Genomic DNA, 13,852 nt, shown 5'->3' with positions numbered 1-13,852 from the left:
TTCGGGGCGCCGTCGCCGGATCGGGGCTGTACCGCGGGCAGGATCCCCGACAGACTGAGCTTCGATCGGCCATCAATGTCGATCGATGCACTGTCGTCCCGTTCAAGGAGGATCCCTTGACCCCGTTCCGCGCCGCCGTCACCCGCGTCCGCCGCGCCCTCGCCGCGTCCGCCCTGGTCGCCGCCGTGGCCGCCGCCGCGCTCGTCGCCCCCGCCACGGTCTCCACCCGGCTTGCCGAACCGGCCGCTGCCGCCGTCTACGGCTCCTGCACCCAGTCCCGCTGCGCCGACGCGCGCACCGCGCGGTCCGGCTGGTCCGCGAAGAGCTTCCCGACCAGCCGCGGCTGGTACTCGTGGAGCGGCGGCCAGTGCAACTTCGCCGGCGGCCGGTTCTACAACTACGAGGGACAGCTGCCCTCCGGCGCCACCTACTACGAGTACGACGTCTACCCGCGCGCCTGCAACGCCTCCCGGGACGCGTATCGGATCGTGGTCAACAAGAGCACCGGGGCGACCTGGTTCTCACCCGACCACTACGCCAACTTCTACCGGCTCTGAGCAGCCTCGACGCCGGCCGGGCCCGCGACGCCCGGCCGGCGACGTCGGGAAGGGACGGATCATGGGTACGCGGTTGCCGGCCTGGCTCGTGTACGACGGCGCGCCGTCCGAGCCGGACGGAGTGCCGGTCTCCGGTACGGCCGGCCGCACCCGGACCGGGCTGCACGAGACGCTGGCCGCTGCGCTCGAGCTGCCCGACTGGTACGGCCGAAACTGGGACGCCCTCGCCGACGCGCTCGCCGACCGCCTCGACGCCGGCCCGCTGACAGTCGTAGTGACCGACGCGGCGCACCTGCTCGCCGACGAGCCACCCGCCCAGCTCGGCACGCTGCTCGACGTGCTCGGCGCGGTCGCCGCCAGTGGTCACGAGACGCTGCGGGTGGTGCTGCACGAGCACCCGGACCGGCTGCCCGCCCTGCGCGACCGCGTCGCCGCTCTGCTCGGCGGGCGGGTGGGCGGCCCACCTCCCGCAGCCGCCTGACCGGTCGCCGTTTCGCCGCCGCATGGTCGCCACCTCCCCGAAGTGGCGACGTCGGACCCGCCAGCTCGGCGAGGTGGCGGGGTCTGGTGGGTGGGGTTGCCGCCACTTCGCCGTAGTGGTGGGCCGATCGCCAGTTCGGGGAAGTGGCGGGGGTCCGGTGGGTGGGGATGCGGCCGGTTCGGGGAAGTGGCGTGGGCGGTCGCCAGTTCGGGGGAGTGGCGGGGCTCGGTGGGCGAGGTTGTCGCCACTTCGCCGTAGTGGCGAGCCGGGCGCCAGCCTGGGGAGTGACGGGTCTCGTGGGTGGGTGTCACCACCTCGGGGTGGTGGTGGGCCGGGCGCCAGTTCGGGGAGGTGGTGGGGTCCGGTCAGTGGGGATGCGGCCACTTCGGGGAACTGGTGGGCCGGGCGCCGGCTCGGGGGAGTGGCGAAGGTGAGGGTGAATGCGGGCCGGGTGGTGAGCGCGCGGGTGGCGTGGGTGGCCCCGGCGGGACGCGCCGGACCGGGTGGCGTCAGCCCGGCTGGTCGAGGATGGCGCTGAAGCGCTCCTCGGCGAGGTCCAGCTGGGCGAAGATGTGTTCCTTGACCGACGCCGACAACGGCGTGTCCGGGCGGGCGACCAGGTCGCGGAAGACCGGCACCAGCGGGCGGTACTTCGTGGCGGCGCGGGTCACCTTCGGCCCGACCGTGTGGATCACGCCCACGCCGTTGTCGGTGAAGTCGGACACCTTGATCACCCGGGCCCAGGGCTCCCGTTCCAGGCTGGCGGCCACATGTTCCCGGTACTGCTCGTCGCGGTCCCGCCCCGGGTCGTACTCCGGGTTGGTGACCGCCGCGACCAGCCGGGCGACCCGCGCCCCGAACCGGTCGGCGAGCACGGCGAGCGCCGCCGGGGTCGCGTCCGATCCGGTGTCGGGGGCGAGCCCTGCGAGTTCGGCGGGGTGGTCCTCGACCGCGTCGTGCAGCAGTCCGGCGACGATCACGTCCACGTCCCGCACCTGGTAGTGGTGCATCAGCCGGATCGACACCCGCAGCAGGTGGTTGAGGTACGGCTCGCGTACCCGCCGGTCGTCGCGGTGCAGGTCGGCGGCCAGGTCGAGCGCCTCGGTCAGCCGGTCACGGTCGGCCTCGTCGAACGCCTCGATCTCCAGCCGGAACCGGGCCAGCAGGCCGGGCTCACCGTGGATCTCGGTGATCGCGTGCATCGGCATGGTGGCGAGGTACGCGGGGAACTCCATGCGTCCCTTATAGCTGATCTTCGCTAGATCCGGTGCCCGCCGGGCCGCTCACGTCGCCGGTGAGGCGCTTGACCAGGCGTACGCAGGTGCCCTCCGGCGTGCCGACGATGGTGGCCTCGTCCATCACCCGCGCCATGATCAGCCGCCCGCGCCCCCGGTCGCCGCTCTCGTCGCCGTCGGCCGCCCGCCAGCCGCCGCGGTCGCGTACCTCGATCTCCAGCCGGTCGCCGCGCAGCTCGGCCCGCAACGTGGTGATCCCCTCGGGGGCGAAGCGGTACCCGTGCTCGATGGCGTTGGCGCACGCCTCGCCGGTGGCGATGAGGACGGTCTCGATGTCCCACTCGCTGACGCCCCGGGCGTGCAGCCAGCCGCGCAGCCGCTCCCGGGTGGCGGCCAGCTGGCCCGGGTCGGCCGGCAGGTCGATGGTGAGGACCGGGCCGACGACCCCGGATGTCCCACCCGTCACGTCCGGCCCTCCGTTCCGCGCCCGTCCCCGGGCCTGGGCGCCCACTCGCGCTGTCACCGCCCGATTCTCACCCTGTTGTCCCCGGTGACCGCCGTTTCAATCCCCGGCGGCGCTGTCCGTCAACATGATCATTGCGCATCGAGGGCGGCGTGTCAGCCGGCGGCCCCGCGAGGCGGCAACGGCAGTGGGCCGGCGACCCCGGAGGGGACGCCGGCCCACGGACGAGCGGCCCGCGCGGGCGGCGGTCACCCCGACGGTGGCGAGGCGGTACGCGGGCGGGCCCGGGAGCAGGTCAGAGCGGCAGCCGCCCGGCGCCGGCGAGGGCGTCGACGGCGAGCGGGACCAGCGAGGTCGGCAGCGGCCGCGCGGCGCGCAGCGTGGGCGTCCACCCGGCGTCGCCGCCGAGGTCCGGGTCGTGGGCTGCGTTGTACGCGGCGAGCAGGCTCACCGGCCGGGGCAGGCGGTCGCCCTGGCGCACCCAGCTGCCCCGCTCGGTGAGCGCGGTGCCGCCCCAGTCGTACAGCAGGTCGGCGGGGCCGGCGTCGCCGGTGAGCGTGAAGAAGTTGTTCTCCGCGTACAGGGCGGACTGCACGCCGACGCCGAGGGCGTACGCGAAGCCGGGCCCGCCGAGCCGGTAGTGGTTCTCGTGCACGTCGACCCGGCCGAACCGCACGCGGGGCAGGCGTTGCAGCGTGCCGTCGAACAGGTTGTGCCGGACGGTGACGTCGAGCCGGCCCACGTCCGGCCCGACGGTGTTCGACGAGCCGATCAGCATCACCTTGTCCCGGCCGGTGAACCGGTTCCAGGAGACGGTGACCAGGCTGGCGGTGTGCGTGACGTCCAGCGATCCGTCGTGCACCTGCCAGGGCCGGCCGAAGTGGACGGGCTGGGCGCTGTCGGGGTTGTCGCCGTCGGTGAACGTGTTGTGGTCGATCCAGACGTGCTCGCTGCGCCGCACCGAGATCTGGTCGTACTGGGAGTTCCAGTTGCCGGTGTCGCCGTCGGTGGGAGACCAGGCCGGGAAGCAGTCCCGGGCGTCGGCGAACTCGATGTTGCGCACGATCACGTTGTCCACCCGGTCGATCATCAGCGTCAGGCCGGTGAGCCGGGCGCCGCGCAGGCCGATGATCGTGGTGTTGGAGCCGACGTTGATCTGGTTCTGCCGGGTCTGGTTGGCCACCGACCGCACCCGGGCGGCCTCCAGCGGCCCGCTCGGGTTCACCCGGCCCCAGGTTGCCGGGTCGTACGCGGCCAGGTAGGCGGGCAGCGAGTACTCCGGGTCGGCCAGGTCGGCGCAGTCCAGCGGCGTGCCGTCGGGCCCTTCGAAACCGTCGACGGTTCCGGCCACGTACACGATCTTTGCGGTGGCGTCGGCGGCATTAGTGGCGTTGTCGCCGCCGAGCGCGGCGACCAGCTCGGCCCGGGTACGCACGACGTGCACACGCTCCGGCGCGGCGGCCGACCCGCCGGTGGTGCCGGTGCCGGTGGCGGCCCAGCCGTCGTTCGCGGCGAGGGCCTGGCGGCCGATCAGCTCGGCGGCCCGGGACGGCCGTCCGGTCGCGGCCGGCGCGGGCGCGGCGGTGGTGAGGACGAGCGCGGCGGTCAGCGCCGCGACGACTGCGGTTCGGGTACGCATGACTCGTTCCGTTCTCTCGGGGACATTCACTGCGCCGGCAGGTCCACCACGTACGGCTTGACCGCCCACGGCACGCCCGCCTCGGACGGCAGCGCGCCGGTCTCCGCGGCGGCCCGCAGCGTCGCGCCGACACCCCGCACCATCCGCACCCGCTGCGGGCCGTCGCCCGCCACACGCACCAGGTCCCCGTCGAGCAGCCTCGGAACGGGTGCGTCCCGCAGCGCGTCCAGCACCGCGGTGAACGGTGCGGTACGCGCCAGCGGCGCGATCAGCGGCGTGCCGTCCGCGCGGTGGTCGAGCAGGTTCGCCAGCAGTCCGCGGCGGCCGGGCACCGGGCGTGGCGCGTCGTCGCCGGGCAGCCGCACCCGGTCGGTCGGGTACTCCAGCACCGCCCGGCCGCGCTCGCCGGTGACCAGCACCTCGCCGGGGACGTGTTCCTCGGCGGCGAGGGTGAGCGCGGCCAGCACGGGCGGCCCGGCGTGCGGGGTCAGCCGCAGGACTGCGGTGTCGTCCACCTCGATCGGGCGGACGCGATAGCGCTCCACTTCGACCCGGGCCGGGCGTACCGGCGCGCCGGTGACCGATTCGGCGACGGCGAGGCACTGCATGAGCGCGTGCGCGAGCGGGTTGGCGAGCGCGCCGTCCAGCGCCGGACGGCCGTCGACGGTTCGCCGCCCGGCCCAGGGGGAGCGGGCGTAGTAGGCGTCCGGGCGTTGCCAGGCGGCGAGCGTGGCGATGCCGGTGACCGCGCCGAGCCGGCCGAGCGCGCCGGTCAGCTCGGTCAGCGCGGCCGAGCCGAGCGCCTGGAAGTTGACCTGCACGGCCCGCCCGGCGGTACCCGCGGCGGCGGTGAGCGTCCGGTGTTCGGCGAGGTCGAGCACGGGCGGCTTCTCCAGCAGCAGGTCCGCCCCGGCGGCGAGCACGTCGAGCGCGATCGGCAGGTGCGTGTGCGGCGGCGTGCAGATCACCACCACGTCCGGCCGGGACTCGGCGAGCATGGCCCGGTGGTCGGTGAACACGCCGGTCTCCGGCGGGACCGGCGCTTCCGGTTCGTCCTCCAGCGGGCGCACGTCGACCAACGCGACCAGGCGCGCCCGCCCGGCGGCGTGCAGCTCCGCGATGGTCCGGCGGTGCCAGAGGCCGTGCCCGTTCGCCCCGATCAACGCCACCCGAGGCGGCCCGCCGCCGGTCACCGGGCGTCCGCCAGCGTGGCCCGGACGCCGTGCCGTTCCAGGGCGGTGAGCCAGCCGGTCACGTCGGCGCGGAACTCGTCGTCGTCGGCCAGGTCGGCCGGGAACACCTCGCGCAGCGCGAAGACCGCGTCCACCACCCCGGCCGGGGTGTGCGCCGCGGCGGCCAGCGCGGCGCGCAGCCGGTCGGCGAGCGGGTCGTCCAGCGGCAGCGGCCGGCCGTCGTCGGCGTACCCGAGCAGGAACCGCAGCCAGGCGGCCACGACGAGCGCGCTCCACCGCGCCGACCGGCCGGCCGCCCGCAGGTCGGCGACGGTGGGCAGCACCCGCTGCGGCAGCTTCTGCGAGCCGTCCATGGCGACCTGCGTCGTCCGGTACCGGATCGCGGGGTTGGCGAAGCGGGCGAGCACCTGCTCGCCGTAGGCGCTCACGTCCACCCCGGGCGGCGGCGTGAAGCTCGGCGTGATCTCCTCGGCGACCAGCCGCCGCAGCACCGTTTCCAGGTGTGGCAGCGCCAACGCCTCGGCCACCGTCTCCGCGCCGGCCAGCGCGCCCAGGTACGCGGTGGCGGAGTGCACGCCGTTGAGCGCCCGCAGTTTCAGCCGCTCCCACGGGCCGGCGTCGTCGGTGAGCACCGCCCCGGAGCGTTCCCAGGCCGGGCGGCCGCCGGGGAAGTCGTCCTCGATCACCCACTGCGACCACGGTTCGGCGGCGATCGCCGCCAGGTCGGTCACGCCCAGCGCCCGCCGCGCGGTGTCCCGGGTCTCGTCGGTGCTGGCCGGCACGATCCGGTCGACCATGGTGCCGGGGCAGGTCACCGCCGTGAGCACCCGTTCGGCGCTCGCGTCCGGCACCCGGGCCAGCGCGAGGCACTGCTCCACCAGGCCGCGCAGCCGGCGCCCGTTGGCGGGCAGGTTGTCGCAGCAGACCAGCGCGATCGGCCCGGCGTCGGCGGCGGCGCGGGCGAGCAGCCCGCGCACCAGCAGGCCCGGGACGGTACGCGGAGGACGGTCGGTGGTGAGGTCGGCGGTCAGCTCCGCGTCCACTGTCAGCGCGGCGGTCACCGGGTCCATCCGGTACGCCTTCTCGGTCACCGTGAGCGTGACCACCCGGATCGCCGGGTCGGCGAGCAGGCCGACCACCGCGTCCGGGTCACTCGCGGCGTGCCGTACCCCGGCGAGCGCGCCGACCACCCGGGTGGCCGCGCCGTCGGGGGCGAGCGTGGTGACGCTGAACAGGCAGTCCTGCGCGGCCAGGGCGTCGACCACGCCGGTGCTGCGCGGCGCGACGCCGATGATGCCCCAGTCGCCGCCGGCCGCGCCGACCGCCGCCTCGGTGTGCACCGCCTGGTGGGCGCGGTGGAACGCGCCGACGCCGAGGTGGACGATGCCGGCCGGCACGGTGCCGGGGCGCAGCAGCGGCCGGCTGGCCTCTGGTAGGCGGCGCAGCGTGGCCAGGCCGAGCCGGTCGGTGGTCAGCGCCATGCCGGACCCTCCGGGAAGCGGAACTGCGCGATCGACTCCGGGCGCATGGTGGCGCTGTAGCCGGGCGCAGTGGGCAGCAGGTAGCGGCCGTCCCGGGTGCGTACCGGGTCGGTGAAGTGCTCGTGCAGGTGGTCGACGTACTCGACCATGCGGCCGTCCAGGCTGGTGCCGACGCGCAGGTGGTCGAAGATCGCGAGGTGCTGCACGTACTCGCACAGGCCCACGCCCCCGGCGTGCGGGCAGACCGGCACGCCGAACTTCGCCGCCAGCAGCAGCTCGGCGAGCACCTCGTCCACGCCGCCGACGCGGCAGGCGTCGATCTGCATCACGCCGATCGCCTCGGCCTGGAGCAGCTGCTTGAAGATGACCTTGTTGGCGGCGACCTCGCCGGTGGCGACCCGGCAGCGTCCGCCGGTCAGCTCGGTGACCGCGCGGGCGATCCGGGCGTGCCCGAGCACGTCGTCGGCGTGCGTGGGCTCCTCGATCCAGTACGGGTCGACCTCGGCGAGCACGCCCATCGCGGCGATCGCCTCGTCCACGTCCCACACCTGGTTGGCGTCCATCATCAGCAGCGCGTCCGGCCCGATCTCGGCCCGGATGATCCGGGCCCGCCGCAGGTCGTCCTCGATCCGCCCGCCGACCTTCATCTTCATCGCGCGCCACCCCTGCGCGTACGCGTCGCGGGTCAGCGCGCGCACCCGCTCGTCCGGGTAGCCGAGCCAGCCCACGGAGGTGGTGTACGACGGGAACCCGTCGCGTTCCAGCCCGGCCAGCCGGTCGGTGAGGCCGTCGCGTCCCTTGTCGAGGATGGCCGCCGCCTCGTCCGGGGTGAGCGCGTCGGTGATGTGGTGGAAGTCGACAGTCGCGACCAGCTCGTCGGTGGGCGCCTCGGCGAGGAAGCGCCACATCGGCTTGCCGGCGAGCTTGGCGCGCAGATCCCAGACCGCGTTGACGAGCGCGCCGGTGGCCATGTGGATCACGCCCTTCTCCGGCCCGAGCCAGCGCAGTTGCACGTCGGCGGTGAGCGAGCGCCAGAACGCGACGGGTTCGGCGGCGATCTCGGCGACGGCGCGTCCCCGCACGTGGTGGGCGAGCGCGCGGACCGCCGCGCAGGTGATCTCGTTGCCCCGCCCGTTGGTGAACGTGAACCCGGTGCCGGTCGGGCCGCCGTCGGTGGTCAGCTCCACGTACGTGGCCGAGTAGTCGCCCCTGTTGATCGCGTCCGAGCCGTCGCCGCTGGCGGCGGTGGGAAAGCGCACGTCGTGCACCTCGACGTCGGTGATAGTGGTCATGAAGGCCCACCTCCGAACTTGAAGACCTGCTTCGGCAGCCGGTACGCCAGGTCGACGATCGTCTCGGCGGCCTCGTCCCCGGTCATCCGGTGCTCGGCGACGAGGCGGGCGAGGAAACCGGCGTCGACCCGGCGGGCCACGTCGTGGCGTACCGGGATGGAGCAGAACGCGCGGGTGTCGTCGACGAACCCGGCGGTGTTGTAGAAGCCGGCCGTCTCGGTGACCGCCTCGCGGAACCGGCGCAGCACCTCGGGGGAGTCCAGGAACCACCAGGGCGCGCCGAGGCGCAGCGCCGCGTAGCCGCCCGCGAGCGGGGCGAGTTCCCGGGTGAACGTGTCCTCGTCGAGCGTGTAGAGCACCACTGTGAGCCGCGGGTCGTTGCCGTGCGCGTCCAGCAGCGGGGCGAGGGCGTGCACGTACTCGGTGGCCTGCGGCACGTCGCCGCCCACGTCGCGGCCGTGCCGGGCGTGCAGCCACCGGTTGTGGTTGCGTACCGCGCCGGGGTGCAGCTGCATCACCAGGCCGTCGTCGAGCGACATCCGGGCGAACTCCAGCAGCATGTGCGCCCGGAACGCCTCCGCGTCGGCCGCGTCGGCCAGGCCGCGCCGGCCCCTGTCGTAGAGCGCGGCGGCCTGCGCCGGACTGAGATCGAGGGTACGGGCGGTCGGGTGCCCGTGGTCGGACGAGGTGGCGCCGGCGGCGGCGAACGCCTCCCGCCGGGCCCGCAGCGCGGCCAGGTAGCCGGCGTACGTGCCGGTGTCCTCGCCGGAGACCTCGGCGAGCCGGTCCACGTTGGCCGACCAGTTCCCGAACTCCATGTCCACCACGTCGTCGGGGCGGAACGTGGTGACCACCCGCCCGCCGGGCCCGCCCCAGCCGTCGGCGGCGAGCTTGGCGTGCCGGCCCAGGTCGTCCAGCGGCGACTCGGTGGTGGCGAGCACCTCGATGCCGAAGCGCTCGAACAGCGCGCGGGGCCGGAACCCCGGTTCGGCAAGGCGCGCGGCGATCGCGTCGTAGACGGTGTCGGCGGTGGCCGGGCTCAGCGGGGTGTCGACGTCGAACACGTTGCGGAACGTCTGCTCCAGCCACAGGCGGGACGGGGTGCCGCGGAACAGGTGCCAGTGCGCGGCGAAGCGCCGCCAGACGGTCCGCCCGTCGGTCTCCACCGGGCTGCCGTCGACGCTGGGCACCCCCAGGTCGGCCGGGGGTACGCCCTGGCTGAGCAGCATCCGGGTCAGGTAGTGGTCGGGTACGACGAGCAGCCGGGCCGGGTCGGGGAACGGCTGGTCCTCGGCCAGCAGCCCGGGGTCGACGTGCCCGTGCGGGGAGATGATCGGCTGCTCGGCGACGAGCGCGTACAGCTCGCGCGCCAGGGCGCGCAGGCCGGGCTCGGCGGGCAGCAGCAGATCGCTGGGGGAGATGATCGGCACGGGGGCGGGCTCCTCGGTCAGGGCAGGGTGAGCAGGTCGGCGACCAGGACGGGCGCGCCGGTCTCCAGCGAGCGGTTGGCGGCCAGGCCGGTGAGCAGCGCCAGCGCGCCGTCGCGGGCGGTGGCGGCCCGGCCGAGCGGGTCGGGTTCGCCGCCGAGCAGCACCCGGGTCATCCGCGCGTCCGCGCCGCCGTGCCCGCGCCGGGTCCAGCCGTCGACCGGGATCTCCACCGGCGGCGCCCAGAACGGGCGCAGCGTGAGCCGGGCCGCGCCCTGTTCGACGGCCGCCTCGTCGCCGTGCAGCGCCGCGCCCTTGAGTGCTCCGGCGACGGCCGGGCTGACGTGGTCGCTCTCGGTCACCTCCAGTTCGAGGCGGCCCCGGCTGCCGTTGACCATCACCCGGTAGCCCTCCCAGGGGGCGTACGCGGTCAGGTGGTAGGTCATCGTCGCGCCGGTGTCGTAGCGGGCCAGCAGGGCGAGGTCGTCCTCGATGGTCACGCCGGGGGCGAAGACGTTGCGGTCGCGGTGGTAGCCGTCCTCGGCCTCGGCGTCGAGGTACAGCTCACGCAGTCGCGGGTGGTCGGCCAGGCGCAGCGCGAACGGGTCTCCGTCGGCGGCGGGGGAGCCGTGCGCCCGGTCGTAGTCGCGGGCGTAGCCGTGCCGGCGGCCGTCCGCGCCGTAGAAGAACAACCGGCCGTACGCGTGCACCTCGACCGGGCGCGCGTCCAGCCACCAGTTGACCAGGTCGAAGTGGTGGCCGGACTTGTGCACGAGCAGCCCGCCAGAGACGGACTTGTCGCGGTGCCAGCGGCGGAAGTAGTCGGCGCCGTGGCGCACGTCGAGCAGCCACTCGAAGTGCACCGACCCGATCTCGCCCACCGCGCCGTCGGCCAGCAGCCGCCGGACCTGCTCGTGCAGCGGGTTGTAGCGGTAGTTGAACGCGACTGTGACGCGGCGGCCGGTCTCGGCGACCGCGTCCAGGATGCGCCGGCACCGATCCGCGTCGACTGTCATGGGCTTCTCCACGACCACGTCGCAGCCAGCGCGCAGCGCCGCCGTCACGTACTCGTCGTGGGTGGCGTCCACGCTGGTCACCAGCGCCACGTCGACGCGCTCCTTGGCGAGCATGGTGGTGAAGTCGCCGGCGGCGTACGTGGGCACCGGCGGGTGGCCCAGCTCGGCCAGCCAGCGGTTGTGCGCGTCCATCCGCGTCTGGTTGACGTCGGCGAACGCGACCAGCTCGGCGGCGTCGGCGTGGTCGAGAGCCAGGGCGCGGACGAACATCTCGGCGCGCGCCCCGGCGCCCACCAGGGCGTGGCGGACCCGTTCCCGGGCCGGTGGTGACATGACGTCGGCCTCCCCGGCAGTCGGCTGCAAAGGTTTGCAGCCGAAGAAACCACGACGGTGGATACGTCGTCAACGGATGGCGGTCAACCCGCCCCATCCATCCGCATTGATGAGGTTTCGCGCGCCCACCGGGACCGTCGACGCAATCGAGCCGCAACAATGGACCGTTGACACGGGCGCAACCGTTTGCATTAATGGGCGGCACCCGTGACCCCCACCACATCGGACGAGGGAGCCCGCCGTGCCAGCCACCATCCGGGACGTCGCCCGCGCCTCCGGTGTGCACATCTCCACCGTGTCCCGTACGTTCTCGGCCCCGCACCTGGTCAACCCGGAGACCCGGGTCCGGGTGCTGGCCTGCGCGGAGGACCTCGGCTACCGGCCCAACCGGGCCGCCCGGGCCCTCATCACCGGCCGCACCCACAACATCGGCCTGATCGTGGCCGACATCGCCAACCCGTTCTTCCCGCCGCTGATCAAGGCGGCGGAGGGGCAGGCCCGGCACCGCGACTACCACGTGTTCGTGGCCGACACCAACGAGGATCCGGTCGCCGAGGAGGACCTGGTCCACGCGCTGGCCAAGCAGGTCGACGGCGTGCTGCTGTGCAGCCCCCGGATGAGCAACAGCCTGATCGAGCAGGTCAGCCGCGAGGTTCCGGTGGTGGTGATAAACCGCCAGGTCGCCGGCCTGCCCTGCGTGATGATGGACGTCGGCCAGGGCGCCCGGGCTGCGATCGAGCACCTGCTCGGGCTCGGCCACCGCCGGATCGCGCTGCTCGGCGGCCCGCGCGGCTCCTGGACCGCCCGGGAGATGCGCCGCGCCGCGACCGCCGCCGCCCGCAGCGGTTCAGCGGAGCTGACCGTCCTCGGACCCAACCAGCCCACCGAGACCGGCGGCGGCGCCCTGGCCGAACAGGTACGCCGCAGCGGCGTCACCGCCGTGCTCGCCTACAACGACCTGATGGCGATCGGCCTGATCGAAGGGCTGGACGCGCTCGGGACGCGGGTGCCGCACGACGTGAGCGTCGTCGGCGTCGACGACATCGCGCTGAGCCGGCTCACCCGCCCCAAGTTGACGACGGTGGCCACGCCGACCGCGGCCGCCGGCCGGACGGCCGTCGACATGCTGCTGCAACTGGACTCCGACGCGCCACGTGGCGCCCGGGGCCGGGGCGCGGCGGCCGGCGACCGTCGCACCACCGCACAGGTAATGCTCCAGACCGAACTGGTCGTCCGCGACTCGACCGGGCCCGTCCCCGCGCCCGGCCGGGACGGCACCGGGGCCTGAGCAGGTGGCCCGGGCCCGCACAGCACTGCGGACCCGGGCGGCCCGTGGACGGCCGCCGGTGACGTCGTCGCCTCCCACAGCCGAGGAGTGAGCGCAGATGCACCCCGCAACGTCCCCCACCGCCGGCGTACCCGCCGGGCGGCATCACCGTACCCCTGTGACCCGACGCCGACTCGTGCGCGGCCTGGCCGCCGTCGCGCTCGCCGTGCCGCTCGCCCTGGGCGCGGCCGGATGCGGCGACGACTCCGCCGGCGACGACGGCGGCCCGGTCAAACTCTCCGTCTTCTGGTGGGGCGGCGAGGCCCGGGCCAAGCTCACCGAGGACGCCCTGGCCCTCTACACCAAGAAGCACCCGGACGTGACGTTCGAGAAGACCTGGCAGGCCAACCAGGGCTACTTCGACAAGCTCGCCACGCTGACCGCCGGCGGCAACCCGCCGGACCTGTTCCAGATCGACGACAACTACCTGGCCGAGTACGCCGGCCGCAGCACCACGCTCGACCTGGGCAGCTACAGCGACTCCGGCAAGCTCGACGTGTCGAAGTTCCCCAAGAGCCTGCTGGAGTACGGCGTGGTCGACGGCAAGCTCGCCGGGGTGGCCGCCGGGGAGAACACCCAGGGCCTGGTCTACAACAAGACGCTGCTGACCAAGAACGGGCTGCCCGAGCCGACCACCGGGATGAGCTGGGAGGAGCACATCGCCTGGGCCGAGCAGGTGGCGAAGAAGACGAAGGTGCCCGGCACCCAGGACCCGAGCGCCGACTACAAGGCGCTCTGGGTGTGGCTGCGCCAGCAGGGCAAGGACCTGTACAACGGCAAGGAGCTCGGCTTCACCGCCGAGGACGTGACGAAGTGGTTCGAGCTGTGGAAGGGCGCGCGGGACCGGGGCGCCACCCCGAAGCCTGACGTCATCCACGAGGGCAACTCCAGCGACATCACCAAGCAACTCGTGGTCACCGGCAAGTCGGCGACCTCCTGGGTCTGGGTCAACCAGATGCCGGACCTGAAGAAGAACACCAAGGACGAGCTGGGCGTGGTCGCGTACCCGGGTGACCCGAGCGGGCAGTGGGCGCGCGCCTCGATGTACTGGTCGGTGTTCAAGGGCAGCAAGCACAAGGACGTCGCCGTCGACGTGATCAACTTCCTGAACAACGACCCGGAGGCGGTCGCGCTGCTCGGCACCGACCGCGGTCTGCCGTCGAACATGGAGCTGCGCGCCAAGGTCAGCGAGACCGCCACCGACCCGGCCATGAAGCAGTCCATCCAGGTCGAGTCCGACCTGGCGCAGAAGTTCGGCGCCTCGCCCCAGGTGCCGATCAAGGGGCACAGCAAGGTCAAGTCCGAGCTGGTCAAGGCCGCCGAGAACGCCCAGTACGGCCGCGCCACCCCGGCTCAGGCGGCGGAGCAGTTCGTCACCGCCTGCAAGTCCGCGATCGCCTGACCCACG

General features: G+C 73.9%; 12 protein-coding genes. 4 read left to right on the top strand and 8 right to left on the bottom strand.

Features of this window, described 5'->3' with window-relative positions; translation table 11 throughout:
• The first annotated feature begins 116 nt into the window (after positions 1-116).
• On the top strand, positions 117-557 hold the full coding sequence (locus MicB006_RS13000; protein ID WP_030499301.1) for a ribonuclease domain-containing protein: 441 nt from the start codon (positions 117-119) through the stop codon (positions 555-557).
• Between the two features lie 61 nt (positions 558-618).
• On the top strand, positions 619-1,038 hold the full coding sequence (locus MicB006_RS12995; RefSeq protein ID WP_116506306.1) for a barstar family protein: 420 nt from the start codon (positions 619-621) through the stop codon (positions 1,036-1,038).
• 509 nt (positions 1,039-1,547) lie between these two features.
• Here the strand turns inward: MicB006_RS12995 and MicB006_RS12990 are convergent.
• The 8 genes from MicB006_RS12990 to MicB006_RS12955 form a co-directional block, all read right to left on the bottom strand.
• Positions 1,548-2,273 carry an HD domain-containing protein gene (locus tag MicB006_RS12990; protein WP_116506304.1) on the bottom strand — a complete coding sequence of 242 codons (726 nt, stop codon included), beginning with the start codon at positions 2,271-2,273 and terminating at the stop codon, positions 1,548-1,550.
• 7 nt (positions 2,274-2,280) lie between these two features.
• A complete protein-coding gene (locus MicB006_RS12985; protein ID WP_116506302.1) occupies positions 2,281-2,739 on the bottom strand; it encodes an ATP-binding protein in 459 nt (152 codons plus the stop codon).
• Positions 2,740-3,031: 292 nt separating this feature from the next.
• The gene (locus tag MicB006_RS12980; protein WP_116506300.1) at positions 3,032-4,375 is read right to left on the bottom strand and encodes a polysaccharide lyase family 1 protein; all 1,344 of its coding nucleotides are present in this window, start codon (positions 4,373-4,375) and stop codon (positions 3,032-3,034) included.
• Positions 4,376-4,401: 26 nt separating this feature from the next.
• Complete coding sequence (locus tag MicB006_RS12975) at positions 4,402-5,568, bottom strand: Gfo/Idh/MocA family protein (RefSeq protein WP_116506298.1); 1,167 nt, start codon at positions 5,566-5,568, stop codon at positions 4,402-4,404.
• Positions 5,565-7,049, bottom strand: coding sequence for a mannitol dehydrogenase family protein (locus tag MicB006_RS12970; RefSeq protein WP_116506297.1), 1,485 nt, complete (start codon positions 7,047-7,049; stop codon positions 5,565-5,567). Before MicB006_RS12970 ends, MicB006_RS12975 begins: the two co-directional genes overlap by 4 nt.
• On the bottom strand, positions 7,040-8,341 hold the full coding sequence (locus MicB006_RS12965; protein ID WP_116506295.1) for an enolase C-terminal domain-like protein: 1,302 nt from the start codon (positions 8,339-8,341) through the stop codon (positions 7,040-7,042). Before MicB006_RS12965 ends, MicB006_RS12970 begins: the two co-directional genes overlap by 10 nt.
• On the bottom strand, positions 8,338-9,771 hold the full coding sequence (gene uxaC / locus MicB006_RS12960; protein ID WP_116506293.1) for a glucuronate isomerase: 1,434 nt from the start codon (positions 9,769-9,771) through the stop codon (positions 8,338-8,340). The genes MicB006_RS12965 and uxaC overlap by 4 nt, the downstream gene beginning before the upstream one ends.
• Before the next feature lie 17 nt (positions 9,772-9,788).
• Complete coding sequence (locus tag MicB006_RS12955; RefSeq protein ID WP_116506291.1) at positions 9,789-11,117, bottom strand: Gfo/Idh/MocA family protein; 1,329 nt, start codon at positions 11,115-11,117, stop codon at positions 9,789-9,791.
• Positions 11,118-11,358: 241 nt separating this feature from the next.
• On the opposite strand from MicB006_RS12955, the gene MicB006_RS12950 reads away from it, so the two are divergent.
• Both MicB006_RS12950 and MicB006_RS12945 read left to right on the top strand, forming a co-directional pair.
• Positions 11,359-12,405 carry a LacI family DNA-binding transcriptional regulator gene (locus MicB006_RS12950; RefSeq protein WP_043323558.1) on the top strand — a complete coding sequence of 349 codons (1,047 nt, stop codon included), beginning with the start codon at positions 11,359-11,361 and terminating at the stop codon, positions 12,403-12,405.
• 97 nt (positions 12,406-12,502) lie between these two features.
• Positions 12,503-13,846, top strand: coding sequence for an ABC transporter substrate-binding protein (locus tag MicB006_RS12945; RefSeq protein WP_116506289.1), 1,344 nt, complete (start codon positions 12,503-12,505; stop codon positions 13,844-13,846).
• The last annotated feature ends 6 nt before the right edge of the window (positions 13,847-13,852 follow it).

Source organism: Micromonospora sp. B006 (assembly GCF_003408515.1).
In the GTDB taxonomy this organism is placed as follows: Bacteria; Actinomycetota; Actinomycetes; order Mycobacteriales; family Micromonosporaceae; genus Micromonospora; species Micromonospora echinospora_A.
This window is presented reverse-complemented; position numbering and strand designations above follow the sequence as displayed.